Here is a 21,816-nt window from a genome sequence, read left to right on the forward strand (position 1 = left end):
TTGTTTGTCAATCATCTCGACCTTGTAGTTGCTCTCAGGAGTTTCATCAAAAATGGCTTCAAAGACACCTTCGGGGTGCAACCGACGCATCGGCCTTCGCAGCCCGCTGGCGGAATCGACGACCCAAATCGATTGGGCTTCGGGTTCGTACATTCGAATCGCCGTGGCCTGCGTTCCACGATAGTCGACTGAGTGTCTACCAAGCAAACTGCCGGGGTCGGACACATTCCCGTCAATGAGCGATTGGATGCTGGAGAGGGAGAGTTGCGTATTCATGCGGTGTCTGCAAGACGTTAGGAGGTGGCAGAAGCGTGTAAGGGAATAAGACTCAAATAAAACAAAAAATGATGTGCGGTTTTGACACGGGTCGATCGGCGGCGTTTGGCCATCGCACGCTCTCTGCGATCAAGCGTGCGGGCTCTGCAATCAAACGTGTGGGCTCTGCGATCAAACGTGCGGGGCAGGATCGCGTTTGCTATCGGGGGCGTTGTTGTCCGATCATGGCGATGCGGTGTGCCCGTTGGCTGGTGTCGACAGCCGACTGCAACAACCAATCTCTCAGACGGTTGCCGGTGTGCGGTCCGCTGTGTCGATGGTGAGCCGATTCGACTCGCGATCGAGGCGTGTGGCAGACAATGGACTGCCGCGGTGTTTCGGAGGTTGTTTCGGATTCACTCGCAGGGCTCGGTGCGGGGAGGTGTTTGGTGCAGTTGTCGGGACGACTGACCATCCGCGCGGTCAACAAACACGCCTGAACCTCATGGATCCCCAAGGCGTGATCGATCCGCCGCCACAGATCGGCATGTTGGACCTCGACCCGCCTGCCGAAGTGATCCCACACGAAATCGCTGCGCCGCCAACGTGGCAGCGAATCGGTCAGAGACCTGATCAAATAGCGATTGTGGCTAAGCAGCGTTACCCCAGATGGGCCGTCAATTGCTTCGAGCCCACGGACCGCCGCCAACAGCGTCAAACGGTTCAAATCGCCCCGTTCGTGGTCCTCGGCTTCCAGGATCGGTTTGCCACCGGCGGTTTCGATCGCAAACTGCCATCGTCCGTCGTCGAGCGTCGTGCTCTGTGCGGAGACCACGAGCAACAGGGATGCCAAGTTGGGCACCGGTGAGGATTCCGCAACGTCCATCGACGGATTCAACGCTTCCTCGACGGCACGCTCGGCAAACGCGAGGCGGTCCAGGGCGAGTGATTCCGGTGTCTTCTTTGGGGAGAATTCAATCATGGGAGGTTTCGTCGCCAACGGTGGGCGGCTGCGAAAAGGAATCGAAAATGGGAGGTTAACTTTCGGGCGACGGCCCGAGTCGCTCTGGTTGGTGGGAAGAACCAGAGATCGGGCCGTCGCCGGAATCGCGGCGTTTGCGGAGGTGTGGGAGGGAAGTCACGACCGTTTACGCGATTGATCGAATCACCCGGCAGCCTCAACCGGAATCGCCCGCATCAGATCCACCCGGCGCGGCGGATCCACAGGCAAACACCCATCGACGATTCGCAGCGACAGCCACGGCACCCGACCGTTCATTGCGTCATGCAATGCAGTCCATCCAGTGGACTCGGGGGGGCTGTACTTCCTTGCTGCTCGGAGCCGATGAGCCGGCGATCGTTGAGGCGTTCAACGAGTAACTCGACAAGTGTTGGTTTCGACAATCTCAGCGGGTTCTCCCGAGTTGTCCTGATCGAAAACGTCGACGCAAATTAACAGTGTGTGGGACAACCGGAATATCCTGCACGACCGTTCGTTTTTACGATCAGGACGACAACATCATCGCGTCGCCGGCATGCCGGGCTTGTACCTGGCATGTGGATTCTTAACATCAAGGCATGAGCCAACCTCGCCCGAACGAATCGTCTCCCGAACCCACCTTTGTTTCGCAGCAGGTGTCGGGGGCTCGGCGGTATTACCTGGATCTAAATCCATCGGAGGAGTCGGCTCTCACGGTCGTGTGTGGCGGCGTGGAACGGATGACGCCGGAATACGAAGTCGCTCGAACCCAGTTTCCGTTCTACGCGATCGAAATGGTGACCGAAGGGGCGGGGCGGTTGGAACTCGACGGCAACATGTTTCCGTTGCAACCCGGAGTGGTGTTCGCCTACGGGCCGCGAACTCTGCACCGCATTTGGACCGATTCGATTCACCCGATGCGGAAGTACTACCTCGATATCGCTGGTCAGACGACCGAGCGTTTGCTCGGCGAAGCGGGATTGCTCGACGGCCGACCGCTGCGGGTGATCGCGCTGCATGAGTTTGTTGAGATCTTCGAAAGCCTCGACCGCGAGGCTCGCAGTGACAGCGAATGGACGCCCGACGTTTGCCGTTCGCTCGCGGAGTTGTTGGTGTTGAAAATTCGGCAGCGTACCGTGGTCGAAGGCAAAACCATGTCGCGTGCCTACGCCACCTATCGCCGAATCCGCGACGAGATCGAAGAAAACTACATGGAACTGCGAACCGCCGAAGACGTCGCGGCGAAGTGTGATTTGTCACCGATCCACGTTTCGCGATTATTCAAACGGTTCGGCGGAGTGGGGGCGTACCAGTTCCTGCTGCGAAAGAAAATGAACCATGCGGCGGAACTGTTGATCGAGGAGCGACTCTTAGTAAAGGAGGTTGCCGAACGGTTAGGGTTTTCTGACGCGTTTCAATTCTCCCGAGCATTCAAACGCGTATACGGAATCCCGCCGAAAGAGCTGAGCAAAGTTCGCTAGTGACTTTCGCTAGTGACTTTCGCCGGCAAAGTTCGCTGGCGACGTTTTGACGCAGCGTTCAGCCGATGAGGTTCCGTTGCACTCGGTCGCAGAGTTCTTCGCCGCCGGCGTGTTTATTGTTTGCTCGGAATAGTCGGTGCACGAAGAAATAGCAGTGCACAGAGCAAAGAGAGCCTACGTCATGAATTGGTGGCAACAACTGCGGAAGAAGTGGGACGATTGGTGCGGCGATCGCGAGATGGAAATGTCGATCCGATCGCACCTGACCCAAAACGGCTACTTCGGCCATACCGCGAAATTCGAAGCAGTCCGTTTGGTCGCGGTGCAGCGTCCCGGTTGGTTACAAATTTTTCGATTCGAAGTGACCGCTCGGGTGAACCCGGCCAGTTCATCAACAGCAGGCACGGATTCATCATCGGCAGGAACAGACAACATGATTGCAAACGCGGAGCATTCTGAGCATGACCATGGGCCTGATCCCGAGGCAGAGTACCACCGTCTGTATGGTCTCGTGCGAGAAGACCATCGTCAGAACCGAAGCAACGTGCGTGTCTTTCAAAGCGAGTCACAGCGGCTCGAGTTATTTCAACGTTGGAGCGATGGTTTAATTTGTCTACGGGGAGCCAAAGGGCTCGCGAACTCGTAAACTAACGGGTCGGAGTCCGTTCGGGTTCCCTACCAACCGTTTCCATCCCACCTAGCCTGTTGCCCCACCAAAATGCAGATAACTCGCTCGACTTATTCCGCACTGCCCCATCCGATTCTGCTTGTGTCGTTGGCTGTTTCCTGTTTCTACGTCGACGTGACGGGATGGGCCCAGGAGCACGCTGTTGCAGGCCCGGCCGATGCGTCCGTGGCTGCCGAAACCGAGTTGTTGACCAACACGCGGAAACTGACTTGGGAAGGCCGCCGGGCAGGAGAAGGGTACTTCAGCGCGGACGGATCGAAGATGGTGTTCCAAAGCGAACGCGATCCCTCCAATCCGTTCTACCAAATCTATCTGACCGATCTCGAAACAGGAGACCTGCGTCGGATCAGCCCGGGGTTCGGAAAGACGACTTGCGCGTGGATTCATCCCGATGGTGATCGCGTGTTGTTCGCCAGCACGCACGAAGACGAAAAAGCCGTGGCGAAGCAGGAAGAGGAAATCGCACTTCGCGAATCAGGCAAACAGCGCCGCTACAGTTGGGACTACGATCCGAACTACGAACTTTACGCGGCCGATTTGGATGCGATCGAAGAGGGCACCACCGAAGGATTGCGGCGACTGACCGACGCGAAAGGTTATGACGCGGAGGGTAGCTACAGTCCCGATGGCAGTTTGATCGTGTTCGCGTCCAATCGCGAAGCCTACCGCCGTGAATTGACGCCGCGCGAGAAAGAACAGTTCGAAACGGATCCGGCTTTCATGATCGATCTGTACATGATCAAGGCCGATGGATCCGCTTTCGAAAACGGCGAGACGGTCAAACGTCTCACGGACGAACCGGGTTACGACGGTGGACCGTTCTTCTCACCCGACGGCGAAAAGATTTGTTGGCGACGTTTTGCACCGAACGGCGCAACTGCCGAAATCTTTACGATGAACGTCGACGGAACCGATGTGAAACGTTTGACGAGTTTGAACGCGATGAGTTGGGCACCGTACTTTCATCCCAGCGGTGACTACCTGATCTTCACGACGAACCGTCACGGCTTTGCGAACTTTGAGCTGTACCTCGTTCGTGCCGATGGAACCGGCGAACCGGTTCGTGTGACGACCACACCCGGTTTTGACGGGTTGCCGGTTTTCTTGCCCGGTGGCGATCAACTCTCGTGGACATCCAACCGTGTCTTGAACGCGGACGGAACGTTGGCGATGGAAGACGAGAAACCGAAACAGGGAACGTCGCAGATCTATCTCGCTGACTTCGACGATCAAAAAGCACGCGAGTTGCTCGGGTTGACCGAAGACGGCGAGGACGGACAAAGCCGCGAGACCGAGATCGCTCGCGAGAACGTACAAGCCACTGCGCCGGAGTATCGTCCGAGCGACGTGATGCGGCACGTGGATTTCCTGACCCGCAAGGAACTCGCCGGACGGATGACGGGAACCGAAGGCGAACGCCGGGCGACGGCTTACGTGGCCGCTTATTTGGAAAGCCTCGGTTTTGTCGGCGCGGGCGACGACGGAACGTTCTTCCAATCGTTCGAGTTCCCGGCCGGTTCGTCGTTGGGCGACGCCAATCGCGCGACGCTGACCCTTTCGTCCAAAGAACAGTCGCAGGCGTTGGATTTGTCATCGCAGTGGACTCCGTTGTCCTTCTCACAGACGGGCGAAATCGAACCGGCGGAAATCGTCTTTGCCGGATACGGGATGCAGATCCAAGGTGACGAGAACCACGACCAATACGACAGCTACGTTCACCTGGATGTGTTGGACAAATGGGTGATGGTCTTCCGCGACGTGCCGCAGGACATTACGCCGGAAACGCGGCAATGGATGGCACGTTATGGGTCGCCACGCCGCAAGGCGACGATTGCCCGCGATCTAGGGGCCAGGGGTATTTTGTTTGTGTCGGGGCCGACCAGCAAAGTGAACCGGCAACTGATCCGGTTTGACCGCTCGGCGTCGCAAGCGGAGGTCAGCATTGCGGCGGTTTCGATCGACAATGAGACGGCGGCCAAAATTATCAGCCACGCGGGAGAGGATCTCGGTGAACTGCAGAAGTCGCTTGATGACGGATCGCTCGCGATGGGATTCCCGATCGAAGGAGTCACCCTCGGTGCGAATGTCGAAATCATCCGCCGGACGGGAACCGGGCGTAACGTGTTGGCTCGATTGCCGGCGAGCGATTCCGGTGACGCGACTTATCCGGTCGTGATGGTGGGAGCTCACATCGATCACCTCGGACGCGGCGGCAGCAGCAACTCGTTGGCACGTGATGACGAGGAAGGACAGATTCACTACGGCGCCGACGACAACGCCAGCGGTGTCGCATCGATGCTCGAGATCGCTCAATCGATCGCCTCAGAGAAACGGGCGGGCAAATGGAAGATGAAACGCGATCTGTTCATCGCCGCATGGAGCGGGGAGGAACTCGGGTTGTTCGGCTCGCAGTACTTCGTCGAGAACTTTTCCAAACAATATCCCGACGCGCCCAAACCGATCGTCGACGAGCAGGCGGCTGCGATGGCGACGGCTCACGGGATGACCCCGGAGCCTTCGTCGCTGTCACCGGCGATCGGCGTCTACCTGAACCTCGACATGGTCGGACGATTGGATCAAAAACTGATCATCCAAGGCATCGGTTCGTCGCCTGGTTTCGAAGGTGAAGTGGGCCGCCGGAACGTGCCGGTCGGATTGCCGATCCAACTCGACCGCGCGAGCACAGGTTTGCCGACCGACGCGTCGGCGTTTGTCTCGCGAGGTGTTCCGATCCTGTCCGCCTTCACCGGTGCTCACGAAGACTACCACACGCCTCGTGATACGGCCGACAAGTTGAACTACGACGCGACGGCAAAGATCGCCCGCTTGTTCGGTTTGCTGACCCGTGGCTTTCTCGGTTCGTCGAGCTTGCCGAAGTTCGAACTCAACGAAGGCGACGCTGGCAAAGAAACGCCTCGGGTTGCGTTGCGGGCCTATCTCGGAACGATTCCCGATTACGCCGCCGGCGAAGTCAAAGGACAACGGCTCAGTGGCGTGACGGCGGGTGCTCCGGCGGCCGAGGGTGGATTGCGAGGCGGTGACGTGGTCGTGAAGGTGGCCGGCCGAGTGGTCGAAGACATCAACGACTACACCTACGCGATCGAGGCCCTGAAGATCGGCGAACCGATTACGATCGAAGTCGTCCGCGACGGCGAAACGTTGCAGTTCGAAGTGACACCGGGGTCGCGAGATTGAGCGACCTGCGAAAACCGTTGATAGAGAAATGGCTAGGTCCGTCGCGTGTGACAGCCTGGCCGGGCATCGCAGATCGAGAACATCGGGCGTTCGGATGGGTTGGCATGATCGCGATCGTTTTGCTCGCGGGCAGCGTTTTACTGTATCCGCAGAGCGTTGCCCGGGCGGACGAGGGGCTCGGTTCGCCCAATCAGCACGGCCAGCGAAAGTTGTCGCTGAGGAGTTTGCCCGAACCGCCGGCTGAATTGAAGCAATTGATCGGGAAAGGGGACATCACCTTTTTAATTGGTGGCACGCGTCCGTCCGTTGTCGACCCAAGTCGATCGACCGGAACGCGTGGCCGTACGTTTGATGCGGAGACGCAGTTCCGGCTGAGCTACACGTTCAAAAGCCGATGTCGTTGGGCGTGGAACGGTTCGCCGAACGATCGGGAACTGGCGATCGGGGTCGGGTATGACCGATTGCGTTTGAACGTCAGCCATCTGATGTGGTTTGAGGACATGCCCGATCGAGAGGCGTTTTGGGAATCGCCGCTGGTGCTGCATGAGTTCGATCACGTGCGTTTGTCGACGGATCCGCGGGTGACGTCGCGTTTCCTGTCGGCCGTCCGCAAACAGGATCGGGTGATTTTGACGCGGGAAGAAAGTGAACCGCTGATCACGGCAGCAAGCCGCCGATCGGGTCGTTCGCGGTACGGCCGCTCGTCGGTTTTAAGATCGTTGACCGGGGGCGACGCACAGCCTTGGCTCAAAGAGATTGTCAGCGCCGAGTTTCAAAAAGCCGTCGACCTGATTGGCATCCGGTACCGCGAACTCGATCGTCAAACCGACCACGGAAAATTCGCGGTTCCCCGGTCAGGCGATCTGCATCAATGGCTCAACCCCTGAATGAGCGTCATGCCGCCGGCGAGAGAGTGCCGCGTGGTGCTTCACGAAACCCGCTTGGACGATCAACTGCGGTGCGTTCCCCACTCGAATCTCGCAAGGGGTTGTCGCACATCGTTAACGGGGCCGGCGATTTGACGGAACTTCCGCGAGAGGACGGTGTTGAATCGGCATATCCGGTCGGGAACACGGCATTGACGGCGGTTCGCCCCAATTTTTAGTGGGGAAAATTGCCGAGTCGAGTAGACTGATCGATTCCCGTCTGGCCGGTTGTCCCGCTTCGCTTTCCTTTTCTAGTCAACGCCGCGAAATGCCACTCATCGTCTCAACACTCTTCCGTCCAGTTCGCTGCGTCCTGGTCGTATTTTTGATCGCGACGGCAACCAACGAGGGAGCTTCGGTTGCGGTTGCCCAAACCGATTCCGATGCCCCCGCGGTTGCGGACACCACGTCCGCTCCGCCCGAAGCCGCTGAGGAGCAGGCTCCGGCATCGGCCGAGCAACCCGCGCCCACCGAACCGGCGGCGGACGAACCGGACACTGCCCCCGAACCGGACACTGCCCCCGAACCGGTTTCCGCCCCGGAACCGGTTTCTGCCCCCGAACCGGCCGCTGCCTCTGAACCTGCTCCCGCGTCCTCGCCCGAGCCTCAACAAGACGGTCTGCGGTTCAACTTCTCAGGCGCGAGCTGGAATGACGTTTTGCAGTGGATCTCGGACGAAGCCGACCTGTCGTTGCAAGTCGACGCGGTTCCCGCCGGGACGGTCAATTTTGTCGACCCGACCAAGGGATACACGGTTTCCGAAGCGTTGGATTTGATCAACCGACTTTTGCTCGACCGAGGTTGGGCCGTCGTTCGCCGAGGACGCATGTTGCTCGTCGTCGACTTGGAAGCCGACAACGCCGAGAAACTGATCTCGGAAATGGCCGAACTGGTCACCCCGAGCACATTCGGCGAACGTGGGAACAGCGACATTGTTCGCTGCGTGTTCCCACTCGGATCGATTTCGGCCGATCAGGCCCGCGAAGAGTTGTCACAAATCATCGGGCCGTGGGGCCGGATCAATGTGCTCGCCGGTGCCCGCCAAGTCGTCGTGACCGAGACGGTTGGCAAACTGAAGGTGATCGACGAAGTGCTTCGCGCCGCAACCCAGGCTCAGTCGAGTGTGGTGGAATTGACGTTGAAACATCGGGCCGCCGACGAGGTGCTCGAAATCGCTCGCCCGTTGCTCGGGTTGGAACCAGGCAGCAACGCCAACGACGAGATTCGTTTGTCCGTTTCGATCTACGGCGATCGCATCTTCGCGACCGGCAACCAATCCAAACTCGACCTACTGTCGAGCGTGATCGAGAAAGCCGACCGGCCGATGCCGGGCGAGACCGAAGAGGTCGACGCAACTTTGATCACCCCAGAACTGCGAACGCATCCGGTCGCGTCGGCGGATCTGCAAACGGTTTACGACGTGTTGCAAACGTTGATCGCGGGTTCACCCGATGCCCGTTTGGCGATCGATGCCAACCGCGGTGCGGTGATCGCGTTCGCCCGTCCGGAGACTCAAAAGACCATTTCGAAAACGATCGCGGAACTCGAAGGCACCGGAAAAGATTTCACGATCATCGATCTGAAACGACTCGAACCGGCACAGGCACTTTTGACGATCAATAAATTCTTTGGTGTCACCGAAGAAGGCGGCGGCAACGGCCCGATCGTCGACGGCGACCCGGTCACGGGACGTTTGTGGGTTCGCGGTTCGACGGACCAAATCGAGTCGGTCAAACGACTGATCGCGGAACTCGAGAACGATCCTCTGTCCGGTGGCCTTGGCGACAATGTCCGGATCCTTCCGTTCACCGGAACGGCCGCCTCGGAAACATTGCGGCAAATCGAAAGCCTGTGGCCGTTGACCGGTCGCGCCAACCGAATCCGCGTGATCACTCCATCGGCCGCCCAAGATCGGCAGGACTCGCGAGACCGCGGTTCTTCGCCGTCGAACAACGACCAACCGGATCGTTTCGATTCGTCGCGACTCGAAGACACCAGCGTTTCTTACCAAACGAACAACGAAACGTTGGTGTGGCAGTATCCCGGCGACGAGTCGGATCAGAGCGACGATTCGTCGGAAGCTCAATCACTCGTGGCCCAGCCAAACGACGTTTCCTCACAACCACGCACTGCGCCGGAGAACGGTGACATGCCTGCCGAGCGAGATTTCGCCGGTGAAGACATCGTGGTTCAATTGACTCCCGGTGGGATCGTCATCGCTTCGCGAGATCAGAACGCGTTGGACTTGATGGAACAATTGGTTTCGTCGCTCGGCACGGACAACTCGTTCGCCTCCGACCTGCCCACGATCTTTTGGCTACGATTCCTCAAAGCAGACATCGCGGCGGAATTGGTCGCAGGGGTTCTCGGCGGTGCCGACTCGAGCGGTTCGGCGGCGGCGTTGACGGAGTCGATGATGGGCGGAATCGGTGGCGGGATGCTGGGCGGTTTGCTCGGCATGGGTGGCGGCGGAGGCGGCGACCAATCCGACACACGGACGATCCTGACCAGCCGTGGTAGCGTGAACATTGTTCCCGACAACCGATTGAATGCGTTGATCGTTCAGGCTCCTCCGGCGGACCTCGACTTCATCCGCACGGTGCTGCAGGAAATTGACCGGGAGGAAAGCCCTGAAACAATTCAAACGATCGCTCGCCCGACGTTGATTCCGGTGATCTACCAGGACGCAACGGCGGTTGCGAACATCGTCAAAGCGGTCTTTGCCGATTTGATGGGCGACTCCAGCAGCGGAGGCAACAACCAACGTGGTGGCCAACCGAGCCCTCAAGAATTCTTCGAAGCACTCCGCGGCGGCCGTGGTGGTCGAGGCGGCGGGGGTGGTGGCAATAACCAGGCTGCACCGAAAAGCGAACCGAGTAAAATCATTGTCGCTGTCGATGAGCGGAGTAATTCGCTCGTCGTGACGGCAACCCCACAGAACCTGCAGGCGGTCCGTGATCTGGTCGAGACGCTCGATCAGCAAGGACTCGAATCCGAACAACGCGTGGAAGTCATCGCGATGGGAGGATCGGTTCGTCCGGAAATCATGTTGCAGGCTTTGCAGTCGGTGACCGGCAAAGAACCTTCCACAACGGACTCGTCGTCGAGCAGCAGTTCTTCCTCGAACAATTCATCGGGCCGTTCGTCCGATCAGAGTTCCCAGGAAGAAATCCAACGTCGAATCGAAGCCTTCCGTTCACGATTTGGTGGCGGTGACCGAGGCGGTCGAGGTGGCGGCGATACAGGACGTGGCGGAGGAAACACACGCGGCGGGGGAGGCACCCGCGGCGGAGGCGGAAACACAGGCGGACGCGGAGGACGCGGAAGATGATCATGCACGCGGCGGAAATTCTATGCAGACGAGGTCTGCTCACATCTCAACAACTCGAGCAATCGCGTAGCGGTGATCCGGAGTCGATTGTCGACAACGCGGTCACGTTGGGATATGTCTCCGCCCGCGAAGCTCTCGAGGCAATCGCCGATGAAGTCGGTTTGGACTTCATCGATCTGCGTACCGCCGAGGTCGATTTGTCGGCTCTGCAGGGCTTTCCGCAAAAGCTGATCTATCGTCATTCGTTGTTCCCGATCGGATGGGCCGACGGTGGTCTGCGGGTCGCAACTCCTGACCCGTTCGACCTCTACCCGCTCGACGAAGCATGCGCGGCGACGGGAAAAACTGTCACGCCAGTGGTGGCCGAGCGAGCCGAGATCAATCGCCTCGTCAAGAAACACCTCGGTGTCGGTAGCGAAACGATCGAAGGTCTGGTCGCGGCGGCGGGCGAAGAAGAAATTGAACTGCTCGAGAGCATCGAGACCGACGGCAGCGAACTGAGCGAGATGGCTCAGGAAGCCTCCGTGGTGCGATTGGTCAACGAGATTCTGACCGAAGCGGTCGACTCGCGGGCGAGTGACATTCACATCGAATCCCAGTCCGACGGGTTGGTCATTCGGTATCGGATTGACGGGATCCTGCACCCGCAACCGGTGCCGCCCGAGATCACACGTTTCCAAGCCGCCATCATCAGCCGCCTGAAGATCATGGCTCGGCTGAACATCGCTGAAAAGCGTTTGCCGCAAGACGGACGCATCCGATTGCGTGTCCACGGACGCGAGGTCGACATTCGTTTGAGTGTGATCCCAATGATCCACGGCGAAGGCCTCGTGATGCGGGTGCTCGATAAATCCTCGATGGTCTTCGACCTGAAAGGGTTGGGGATGTCCACCGAAATCTACAACCGGTTCAAAAGTTTGATCCGGATACCGCACGGCATCATTTTGGTGACCGGTCCGACGGGTAGTGGTAAAACGACGACGCTCTACAGCAGCCTGCTCGAGATCAAAGGTCCCGAAAACAAAATCATCACGACCGAAGATCCGGTCGAGTACCAACTCGATGGGATCAACCAGATTCAGGTCCACTCCAAGATCGGCTTGACCTTTGCCGCGTCCCTGCGGAGTATCCTGCGTCACGACCCGGACATCGTGCTCGTCGGGGAAATTCGCGATTTGGAAACCGCCGAAAACGCGACCCAAGCCTCGTTGACCGGTCACTTGGTTTTCAGCACGCTGCACACCAACGACGCCGCAGGAGCGTTCACTCGGATGGTCGACATGGGCGTCGAACCGTTCTTGGTGGCGGGAACCGTCGAGGCGGTCATGGCCCAGCGTCTGCTTCGCCGGCTCTGCCCGCACTGCAAAGAAGCCTACCAACCGGACCGCGACGAGTTGCCCAAGGACTTCCCATGGGACGAACTCAACGGCGAACCGTTGTACCGTTCGGTCGGTTGCCGTGAATGTCGAAACGTCGGGTATTCCGGACGTCTCGGTATCTACGAATTGCTCGTCTCGAGCGAACCGATCCGCGAATTGGCTCAGGCCCGGGCGAGCAGTTGGGACATCCGACGCGCCGCCGTCAGTGAGGGAATGCGAACACTGCGGATGGACGCGTGGGACAAAGCCGTCGCCGGTGTCACGAGCATTGACGAGGTGCTCCGTGTTACCAAGGGCGAGGCATTGTAGGCTTTCGTTTCCGATTCGACGCGGGCGTCCGATGCCGGCGCGTTGATGATCGCCCCCACTTCGATCGCTATACTCGTTGTTGGGTTTGCCCTTCCGAGTCCGTTTCCCTTTCTCACACAGTACGACGTCACCGGTGCCATCCTTTAGTTACTCCGCTCGCGACCTATCCGGCAAAATGGTTTCTGGCACCATTGAGGCCGGCAGCGCGCGTGAGGCGAGTTCGCTGTTGTCGGGCAAAGAGCTGTTTCCCACAAAGATTACCGAACAGGCGTCGGCCGGTTCGAGTATCTTTCGCCGGGGTCGCAAGAAGGTCAAAGGCCAAACGATGGCGACCTTCTACGGGCAACTCGCATCGCTGTTGCGCAGCGGCGTGCCGATGATTCGTTCGTTGACGTTGCTCGGCTCCCAATCGTCCGAACCGGTCCTCGGCGAAGTGATGTCGGAAATCAAAGCCCGTGTCGAAGACGGCGAGACGCTCGGCGACGCGATGGCCCGCTATCCCGGCGTCTTCAGCGAGATGGCGATCAACATGGTGCGGGCGGGAACCGAAGGCGGTTTCCTCGAAGACGCATTGGACCGGGTGAGCGTGTTTACCGAACTGCAGGAAGACCTTAAAGGCCGAACCGTCAGTGCGATGGCGTACCCGACGTTCCTGTTCGCCGTCGGAACGGTCGTGGTCTCGGGTTTGTTAGTGTTCTTCGTGCCGAAGTTCGACATGCTGTTCGACCGACTTCGCAAGAAGGGAGAGATGCCCGCGATGACGGAATGGCTGCTCGTATTCAGTCATTTCTTGCAGAGCTACGGCATCTTTATCTTGATCGCTTTGGCTGCCGCGGTGATCGCCCTTCGGATGCACCTGCAAACCGACAAAGGAAAAGAACAGGCCGATCAATTCAAACTGAAAATCCCCGTCCTCGGGGACATCCTGATGAACCTATCCGTGGCTCGGTTTTGCCGCGTGCTGGGAACGTTGCTCGGCAACGGGGTTCCGATCATCAAATCGCTCGACATCAGCCGCAGTGCGACCGGCAACCGGTTGCTGAGTCAATCGATCGGCGACGCGACCGACAACATCCGCAGCGGTGAAAGTTTGGCAAAACCGCTCGGCGCGTCGGGCTATTTCCCGATGGCGGTTGTGGAGATGATCCGCGTCGGCGAGGAAAGCAACTCGCTCGACCGCGTCTTGCCCGAGATCGCCGATTCGTTGGAGAAGCGAACGTTCCGGCGACTCGATTTGTTTGTCCGTCTGCTCGAGCCGATCATGTTGCTGATCATGGCGATCATGGTTCTCGCCGTGGTCCTCGCCCTGCTCGTTCCGGTCCTCAAGAGCAGCACGACTCTGTAGGCGACCGCCCTCTCGGCCCCCAACTGCTGCAAACCCTGGGCGGATCTTTTTTTCGCCCGGGTGGGAGGAGTGTTCTGCGCGATTTGCCAGGGCGAATGAGGTCGCCGCGACGACGCCGGGGCAACTGACCGCGGAAAATGCATCTGCTCGCGGAAAACGCTGCTGTGTGGGAAACGCTGCTGTGTGCGGAGAATGCGGTCGCGTGCCGAGAATGCGGATTGTTCCCCATTGGTGGGTCTGAACGTTTGCATTGGTCGCGCCGGTATTTAGTATGTCAGGGTCTGTGATGCCCCCCAAAATTACCCACACCCTCGCTACCGGAATGAAACCGTCCATCCTGCGCCGTCGGTCCCGCGACCAAAAGCCGCTCGAACTCCAACGGCAAAACCACTGGTCGTTGGCTCACCTCGAACCGCGGAGGATGTTGGCCGGGGATGCCGGGGCCGAGGTCGCCGCTGCGGTGGATTCCGCTCCCACGTCGACAGATGTCTCCGGATCCGAGCATGCGGAATCCTCCCCCAAAGCCACACTGCAAGCTGAAACGGCCGCCCGCGAGATCGCGTTTGTTGATTCCGAGGTGGCAGTTTCGGAACAGATCGATGCCTGGGTTCGAGACGGCGTTGAGTTGGTGATCGTCGACTCATCGTCCGATGCGGTCATGCAAATGGACGCGGCGATTCAAAAGCGATCTGCTATCTCTGCGATTCACATCCTTTCGCACGGTGACTCGGGCCGTTTGATGATTGGCGACCAACTGATCGACGCCGAGCGATTGAAATCGCACGCGGGGATGCTGCGTTCGTGGGCAGAACGGCTGACAGACGACGCAGACATCCTGATCTATGGGTGCAAAGTCGCCGCCGGAAGCGAGGGAGAACGTTTCGTCCAGATGCTCGCTAGGCATACCGGCGCCGATGTCGCTGCGTCATCCGACGTCACCGGATCGGACCGGTTCCGCGGCGACTGGGATTTGGAAGTCACCACCGGTGCGATCGAGGCAAACCTACTCGCCTCAGCGAAAGATCTGAATCGCTTCACAACGACATTGCCAATCACCGTGTTCGCCGCCGGTTCGACGGGCGAAGAACAGATGCAACTCGAGATCGATGGGACGATCGTCCAAACGTGGAACAACGTTGCCGGTGACGCGGAGGCGGGCGTCTTCCAAGAGTTCACCTACAACGGCGGGGCCGACGCGACCGCCGACCAAGTGCGTGTGATCTTCAGCAACGATGCTTACGAACCGTCGCTCGACCTCGACCGCAACCTGCGTGTTGACCGCGTGGTCGTCAATGGCAACACCGTGCAATCGGAAGATCCGCTCGTGTTCGGAACCGGAACGTGGTTGCCCGATGACGGGATCTCGCCGGGGTATCGCCAGAGCGAATGGATTCACGGCAACGGATATTTCCAATATTACGACAACTCCGAATTGCCGAGTTCGATTTCAATCTATGCCGCCGGCAGCGAGAACACAGAACGGATGGAACTGTGGATCGACGGAACGCTCGCCAACACGTGGAACAACATCGGTGGCGACGCCGACGCGAGAGAGTTTGTGCGGTACGACTACACCGCGACTTCGCAGGTCAGCATCGATCAGGTGAAAATTGTCTTCTCAAACGATCTCTACGAAAACGATGGCGAGATCGACCGAAACCTGCGTGTCGACAAAGTCGTGATCGACGGTGCGGTGTACGAAACCGAAGCCCCGGACGTCTTTTCGACAGGCACCTACCAGGACGATGAAATCTCGCCTGGATACAAACAAGCCGAAACGTTGCACATCAACGGATACTTCCAGTACGGCAGCGCATTGAACCCGGGCGTGATCTCGCTGCAAACGAGCAACGTAAACGTAGACGAAGATGCCGGCACCGTGAGCATCGAAGTCATCCGCAGCGGAGGCAGCGACGGGGAGGTAACGGTCGACTATGAAACCCAGGAAGGAACCGCGACCGATGGAGCAGATTTTGTCGGCCAGCAAGGAACGCTGACGTTTGAAAACGGTCAGACGTCCCAAAACATCGTGATCGCACTCAGCAATGACAACACGATCGAATCCAACGAAGCGTTCAACGTCACGATCGACAACGTAACCGGAGGTGCGACGTTGCTCGTGCCCCGCACGGCTACGGTGACGATCGTCGACGATGAAGTAGAACTGCCGAGCTACTCGAACTTCAACTCTGTCGCTGGGTTGCAACTCAACGGCGACGCACGACGTACCGGTAACGCGCTGGAGTTGACGACGGACAACCTGAATCGCGCCGGTAGTGCGTTCTTCACCTCTCCGATCAAACTCGATCAAAACGCGTCATTTCGGTCTGCGTTCAGTTTCGAAATCACCGGAGGCGGTGGCCCCAACGGTGCCGACGGCTTGACGTTCACGATCCAAAACGATCCTCGCGAGGCCGATGCGGTGGGCGCCAACGGTGGGCGTCTCGGATACGAAGGAATCGAAAACTCGGTTGCCATCGAATTCGACACCTATCGCAACGGCGATCTCGAAGTCAATGCAAATCACGTATCGATCATCTCAGGAACAATCTTTGACAGCCTGCGAACGGCCATACCCGATGTGGACCTGAACGATGGCGGCCGGTACTACGTGTGGGTCGACTACAACGGGGTCAGTGACAATTTGTCGGTGTTCCTTTCGTCGACTCCCGACAAACCGGCGTTGGCGTTGATGAAAGCGACTGTTGATTTAGGCACGATCGTTGGTGACACCGGCTACGTCGGCTTTACCGCCGGGACCGGTGGACTGGACAACTCGCATCGAATTCGCAATTGGAGTCTCGACCAACAAGCCCCCGCGCTCGACCCGCCGGCCGAACAACCCGACACGGTCTACTCTTTGACCCTCGCGTCGGGATTGAATCAACCAACAGCGATCGACTGGCTCCCCGACGGAACCATGTTGATTGCCGAAAAGGGAGGCGTCGTGAAGGCACGCGTCGGCGAGAGTGTTTCGTCGACTCCGTTCATTGACATCTCAACGATGGTCAACGGAACCCGTGACCGTGGACTGCTCGACATCGCCGTTCATCCGGACTTCGAAAACAACCCGTACGTTTACCTGCTGTTCACGTACGACCCGCCGGAGGTTTACAACCAAGCGGCAGGAACACTGGCCGGCCCCAACGGGAACGGCAATCGCGCAGGACGACTGATTCGCGTCACCGCCGACGTCGACAACGGATACCACACCGCAGTGGCGGGCAGCGAAGTTGTCCTGCTAGGGACCAACAGCACATGGGACAATTTCAACGGGTTCGCCAACAGCACGTTCGACTTCAATGAACCGCCCGCCGGCGAACTGCCTGACGGTTCCTACCTCGAAGACTTTATTCCGAGTGACAGTGAGTCGCACACCATCGGCGCTCTCGCGTTTGGCACCGATGGCAATTTGTTCGTTTCGATTGGTGACGGGGCGAGCTACAACCGCGTCGACGTTCGTGCCGATCGGGTTCAGGACATCGATAGTCTTTCGGGCAAGGTTCTCCGGATTGATCCGATCACCGGTGAAGGGCTGACCGACAACCCATTTTTCAACGGCGATGCGGACGCTAACCGCAGCAAGGTGTATCAGCTCGGACTGAGAAATCCATTCCGCATGTCCGTGGATCCTGAAACCGGGCAACTCTATGTCGGTGATGTGGGTTGGACAAAATGGGAAGAGATCAACGCGGCCGGACCGGGTGCGAACTTTGGATGGCCGTTCTACGAGGGCGGCAGTGGAGTGAGCGAGGTCAACACGCGTTACCGTGATACCCCAGAGGGTCAGGCATTCTTTTCTCAGAGCATCGATGTCGAAGCGTCCATCTACGGACTGAATCACCAGGTGGACGGCATCAACGCAATCGTGATGGGTGACGTCTACCGCGGCGACTTCTATGGCGAAGTGTTTGATGGCGACATCTTCTTCAATGATCTCGGCCAGGGGATTGTTCGTCATGCGTCGATCGATGCCAACGGAAACGTTACCGACGTGCAAACTTTCGTAACCGGTGCAAACGTTGTCGTCGCGATCAGCCAAGGACCGGACGGGATTCTGCATTACGTCGACCTTGACGACGGCCGCATCGGACGCTGGGAACTGATCTAGCAGCCGTGCATACGTCGACGCGTCTTCTTCATCCGGTCGATTGAAACGAAAGATGGATGAGGCACGCAGTCTCGTTCGGTAATATTTTCATTTCCGAACGACGTGACTTTGACGCAAAAACAGGCATTTACTGAGGCAACTCGGACGCGTGAGGTGTTTCCGCCGGAGCGTGATCCTTGCCCGGCGTGTTGACACTGCCTATTAATTGACTGACGCCAAAGACGTTCGGCCCACTCGCCACGGAGCGAGTGAATGTGTTTCACGATTCCGTTTGTGAAACACGAAGGAGTGCCGGACTCTTTCTCAGTGCACAGGATGCACTAGCAGATCCGAAAGGTCGCCCGTCCGCCGGTGAAGATTGATTCACGACCGGCTCGGGCGAATTCGTTCGCAAAAATCTTGAGACAGAGTGATGACACTTCCGTCTCTTGATCACCCTAACCCGCTCGATCGTACCACCTAAGGTCGGCTGATTCGGGTTAGTGGAAATGGAACGATTTTTTTTCGGCGCGGTTTTTTGACCGGGCACCAATCGTGACCTAAGTTTGCTCAGCCGCGTCTTCTCGAGTGTCGATTTCGCGGCCGTCCCCCTGTGCCCAGACACTCCAATGGATGTTCCGTATGGATTTGTTGTCAAGCGTATTGTGTCGTCGTTCGCGTCGAGTTTACCGCGCCGGGATCGTGCTGGGTTCGTTGGTTCTGTTTTCCACGATCCAACTCGCACCGGTGGCGTCTGCCCACGCTGCGGATTCTGCGTCCGGCGGTGTTGCGACACAAAACATTGACGGCCAATCGGCTCGCGATCGCTTGCTCGAAGACGGCCTCGCTCTTGAGCGTGCCGGTCAGTGGGGCGATGCGATCGACCACTACGACTCTGCAACTCGGGCTTATCCGGAAGATCGGATTTTGTATCAACGGTTGTTGATCAGCCGTTTGCACTTCGACGTCCGACGTCGCTACGAAGACAAAACCTATCTCGCGAGTGTTCGCGACATGAGCACTTCGCAGACGTTGGATTTATACAGCGAAATCCTCGCGAACCTGCAAACGCATTACGTGGAAACGATCGAGTGGTCGCGAGTCCTGCTGCACGGCACCGCAGCGTTGGAAGTCGCGTTGACCGAACCTGCCTTCGTTGACCGTGTTGTCGGAGCCGACAAGCACGAACGTATCGAAGCGTTTCGCCAAGCGATCCATCATCGCATCGCCGAACGATCGACGCAGAGCCGTTTCGATCTGCGTTCGACGGTCGGCTTGGTCGCCAGCATGGCACACGAGGAGCTCGGCATTTCCGGCACCGCGACGGTGCTGGAATACGTCAGCGGTGCGGTCTCGACGCTCGACACCTACACCCGCCTGTTGTCGCCCGGTCAACTCGATGAAATGTTCTCGACGATCGAAGGTAACTTCGTCGGCTTGGGCGTGGAGTTGAAATCGGCAGACAATTCGTTGTTGATCCTTTCGGTGATCCCAGGCGGCCCTGCGGCTGAAGCCGGGATCGTTGCCGGTGATCGGATCTTGGCGGTCGGCTCGAACCGTGCCGACGAAAAGGATCCGGACTACATCGCCGACTTGCTGCGTGGACCGGAAGGCACCGCGGCACGATTGACGATCCTCCGTGCCGATCAGACGCAACGTGAAGTGTCCGTTACCCGTCGCCGTGTCGATGTGCCTTGTGTGGAAAACGTTCACATCGTCGACCGTGCCAACGGCATCGGCTACTTCCGCCTGACCAACTTCCAAAAGACGACTCCGCGTGAAGTCGAACAGGCGTTGTGGGCGTTGCACCGTGACGGGATGCGATCGCTGATCATGGACCTGCGGGACAACCCAGGCGGTCTGCTGTCCGCCGCAGTGGAAGTCGCGGATCGGTTCATGAGTAACGGACGAATCGTGACAACCCGTGGCCGAAACGCTCGCGAGAACTTTGACTACGCCGCACATCGCCCCAACACTTGGGACGTCCCAATGGTGGTCTTGATCGACCGCAACAGTGCGAGTGCCAGCGAGATTTTCTCGGGAGCGATCCACGACAGCGAACGCGGTGCGGTCATCGGGGAAACCAGTTACGGCAAAGGCAGCGTGCAGGGCATCTTCCGGATGCAGTCGGCCCGGTTCGGGTTGTGCCTGACGACGGCGAAGTTCTACTCGCCGAGCGGAAAGGCAATCAGCCGCAACGGTGTCGAACCCAACATCGTTGTCCCACCAACCTACATCGCCGCTCGCCCCGACGACCAGGGACGACTAACCACCGAACTGGATGACTCGGTCCTGCAAAAAGCAATCGAGCACCTCAGTGCCGCCGGATTCTAAGTCGCACCAACGTTTGACCTTGGCGGAAAAACAAAAACGCAAAGACGCAGAGAAAAAGACACAGGACAGACGCAGCAGCATCTCCCTTGCGTCCCTGCGTCTTAGCGACTTCGCGTTAAAACAACTTCCCACCTAGCGTTAGCCGCGATTCCATAGCAATGCAACGTTAGCGAACCGATCGATGACTGAGAACGAGATCAGCAAATCGATCGTCTCTTGGCTATCGAAGTGCATCGCACCTTGGGCGGTCCTGGTTTGCTCGAATCAGTCTACGAAGAAGCCCTAGCGTATGAATTGCCTCAACACGGTTGCAATGTTCGTCGACAGGTTCCCTCTCCGATCCAATACAAAGACGTCACGCTTGCGACGCCCTTGAAGATCGACTTGATCGTCAACGACCTCGTGATTGTCGAATGCAAAGCCGTCACGCAGTACAATCCAATCTTTGCAACTCAGCTACTGACGTACCTACGATTGAGGAAACTCAAACTGGGCCTAGTCATCAACTTCGGCAAAAAGCTCGTCAAAGACGGAATCCACCGTGTCGTGAACGACCTGTGAGACTCCACACCACAAAGACGCAAACGTAAATCCACAGACACGCCAGTCTCATCTTCGCGTCCCTGCGTCTTAGCGACTTTGCGTTAAAAACACCTACCACAACCCTACGTTTCCGCCCCCGAGCAACGACGGATAGGCTGTCATTGAGTCTGTGAAGTTAAAGCGCAGAGACGCTACGGCGCAAAGAAAAAAGCCGGAGTTGCCAGGCTTCGGGGCACTGAAGTCTGACAACATCCGGCTTCGAACGTTTTCGGCGGAAAGCAATTCCGCGTTAGCTCGACTTGCGAACCGGTTCGCCACTCATTGAAGCGTGAGCGGCTGGGGTGTCGCGGAGTAATTTGGTGTACTCGTCGACGCCTTCTTGTTCTTCGAGCAGGATGTCTTCGAGGAACACGACGAGGCTGCGATGAGGTTCGGCGAGCTCGAGGGCCTTGGTATACATTTCGACTGCTTTGGCTTCGAACGCGAGACTGAACTCGAGCACTTCGCGAAGGTCTTTGCTCTGTTTGATCTCGTTACGCGTGGCGACGGGCACTCCGCCGAGTGCGGAGATTTTCTCACCGACCAATCTCGCGTGTTTGAACGATTCTTTTGCATCGCCTTCAAACTTCGGCGCGTAAACTTCTCGCCACAATCCTTCGATGATGAAGGAAGCTTGCGAGTACTGAGCGACGCCGGTCCACTCGTGCTTCAAGATTTCGTTGAGACAATCGATCAGGGCTTCGTTGGCCATGGCGTTTTCTTTCGATTAGGGGGTGAGTGACGAGGTTGTGATTGGGGATGTCGGTTCGCGTGCAACGGCTACAGCGAAACGGCGTGCGGAGCTGGCAATCGCCCGCGGCCGGTTTCAGTGCCGGTAATTGCATTGTGAAACGATGGCTAGGATTGTGACACGGTGGAAAGGGTTTTCTCCACCACCGTCGACTCTTGCGAGGGGCGGACG

13 protein-coding genes are annotated in these 21,816 nt (G+C 58.2%); 10 read left to right on the plus strand and 3 right to left on the minus strand.

Going from position 1 to position 21,816, the window contains the following annotated elements; genetic code table 11:
- The coding region (locus tag RSSM_RS05175) for a GlgB N-terminal domain-containing protein (RefSeq protein WP_008675327.1) at positions 1 to 276 on the minus strand (276 nt) is incomplete at its 3' end.
- A 199-nt stretch (positions 277 to 475) separates the two neighbouring features.
- Positions 476 to 1,141 (minus strand): ribonuclease H family protein, encoded by a 666-nt coding sequence (locus RSSM_RS05180; RefSeq protein WP_044301233.1) that lies wholly within the window; start codon positions 1,139 to 1,141, stop codon positions 476 to 478.
- A gap of 692 nt (positions 1,142 to 1,833) precedes the next feature.
- Between RSSM_RS05180 and RSSM_RS05190 the strand changes: the two genes are divergently transcribed.
- The 10 genes from RSSM_RS05190 to RSSM_RS05240 all read left to right on the plus strand — a co-directional run bounded on the left by RSSM_RS05190 (position 1,834) and on the right by RSSM_RS05240 (position 20,873).
- Entirely contained in the window at positions 1,834 to 2,715 is an 882-nt protein-coding gene (locus RSSM_RS05190; protein ID WP_008675331.1) for a helix-turn-helix transcriptional regulator, read from the plus strand.
- Between the two features lie 181 nt (positions 2,716 to 2,896).
- The gene (locus tag RSSM_RS05195) at positions 2,897 to 3,361 is read left to right on the plus strand and encodes a hypothetical protein (protein ID WP_008675332.1); all 465 of its coding nucleotides are present in this window, start codon (positions 2,897 to 2,899) and stop codon (positions 3,359 to 3,361) included.
- Positions 3,362 to 3,484: 123 nt separating this feature from the next.
- Positions 3,485 to 6,598, plus strand: coding sequence for a M28 family peptidase (locus RSSM_RS05200; RefSeq protein ID WP_008675335.1), 3,114 nt, complete (start codon positions 3,485 to 3,487; stop codon positions 6,596 to 6,598).
- Between the two features lie 104 nt (positions 6,599 to 6,702).
- Positions 6,703 to 7,485 carry a hypothetical protein gene (locus tag RSSM_RS05205; protein WP_044301235.1) on the plus strand — a complete coding sequence of 261 codons (783 nt, stop codon included), beginning with the start codon at positions 6,703 to 6,705 and terminating at the stop codon, positions 7,483 to 7,485.
- A 307-nt stretch (positions 7,486 to 7,792) separates the two neighbouring features.
- Positions 7,793 to 10,855: a secretin N-terminal domain-containing protein gene (locus RSSM_RS05215; protein ID WP_081613691.1), complete on the plus strand. Its 3,063-nt coding sequence runs from the start codon at positions 7,793 to 7,795 to the stop codon at positions 10,853 to 10,855.
- Positions 10,852 to 12,543: a GspE/PulE family protein gene (locus RSSM_RS05220; protein ID WP_008675343.1), complete on the plus strand. Its 1,692-nt coding sequence runs from the start codon at positions 10,852 to 10,854 to the stop codon at positions 12,541 to 12,543. Before RSSM_RS05215 ends, RSSM_RS05220 begins: the two co-directional genes overlap by 4 nt.
- Before the next feature lie 133 nt (positions 12,544 to 12,676).
- A complete protein-coding gene (locus RSSM_RS05225; RefSeq protein WP_044301207.1) occupies positions 12,677 to 13,888 on the plus strand; it encodes a type II secretion system F family protein in 1,212 nt (403 codons plus the stop codon).
- Between the two features lie 286 nt (positions 13,889 to 14,174).
- Positions 14,175 to 17,999, plus strand: coding sequence for a DUF4347 domain-containing protein (locus RSSM_RS05230; RefSeq protein WP_236620955.1), 3,825 nt, complete (start codon positions 14,175 to 14,177; stop codon positions 17,997 to 17,999).
- 621 nt (positions 18,000 to 18,620) lie between these two features.
- On the plus strand, positions 18,621 to 20,312 hold the full coding sequence (locus tag RSSM_RS05235) for a S41 family peptidase (protein WP_008675349.1): 1,692 nt from the start codon (positions 18,621 to 18,623) through the stop codon (positions 20,310 to 20,312).
- A 216-nt stretch (positions 20,313 to 20,528) separates the two neighbouring features.
- Positions 20,529 to 20,873 (plus strand): GxxExxY protein, encoded by a 345-nt coding sequence (locus RSSM_RS05240; protein WP_236620956.1) that lies wholly within the window; start codon positions 20,529 to 20,531, stop codon positions 20,871 to 20,873.
- A 271-nt stretch (positions 20,874 to 21,144) separates the two neighbouring features.
- On the opposite strand, the gene RSSM_RS05245 is transcribed toward RSSM_RS05240, so the two are convergent.
- A complete protein-coding gene (locus RSSM_RS05245) occupies positions 21,145 to 21,606 on the minus strand; it encodes a ferritin-like domain-containing protein (RefSeq protein ID WP_008675354.1) in 462 nt (153 codons plus the stop codon).
- Positions 21,607 to 21,816 lie beyond the last annotated feature (210 nt).

Origin of the sequence: Aporhodopirellula sallentina SM41 (assembly GCF_000346505.1) — a bacterium.
GTDB classification, from domain to species: domain Bacteria; phylum Planctomycetota; class Planctomycetia; order Pirellulales; family Pirellulaceae; genus Rhodopirellula; species Rhodopirellula sallentina.

Bases quoted from the DNA above. Each gene is read 5' to 3' on its own strand.
- RSSM_RS05180 (WP_044301233.1), bottom strand. From the start codon at position 1,141: ATGGACGTTGCGGAATCCTCACCGGTGCCCAACTTGGCATCCCTGTTG.
- RSSM_RS05190 (WP_008675331.1), top strand. From the start codon at position 1,834: ATGAGCCAACCTCGCCCGAACGAATCGTCTCCCGAACCCACCTTTGTT.
- RSSM_RS05195 (WP_008675332.1), top strand. From the start codon at position 2,897: ATGAATTGGTGGCAACAACTGCGGAAGAAGTGGGACGATTGGTGCGGC.
- RSSM_RS05205 (WP_044301235.1), top strand. From the start codon at position 6,703: ATGATCGCGATCGTTTTGCTCGCGGGCAGCGTTTTACTGTATCCGCAG.
- RSSM_RS05215 (WP_081613691.1), top strand. From the start codon at position 7,793: ATGCCACTCATCGTCTCAACACTCTTCCGTCCAGTTCGCTGCGTCCTG.
- RSSM_RS05220 (WP_008675343.1), top strand. From the start codon at position 10,852: ATGATCATGCACGCGGCGGAAATTCTATGCAGACGAGGTCTGCTCACA.
- RSSM_RS05230 (WP_236620955.1), top strand. From the start codon at position 14,175: ATGCCCCCCAAAATTACCCACACCCTCGCTACCGGAATGAAACCGTCC.
- RSSM_RS05235 (WP_008675349.1), top strand. From the start codon at position 18,621: ATGGATTTGTTGTCAAGCGTATTGTGTCGTCGTTCGCGTCGAGTTTAC.
- RSSM_RS05245 (WP_008675354.1), bottom strand. From the start codon at position 21,606: ATGGCCAACGAAGCCCTGATCGATTGTCTCAACGAAATCTTGAAGCAC.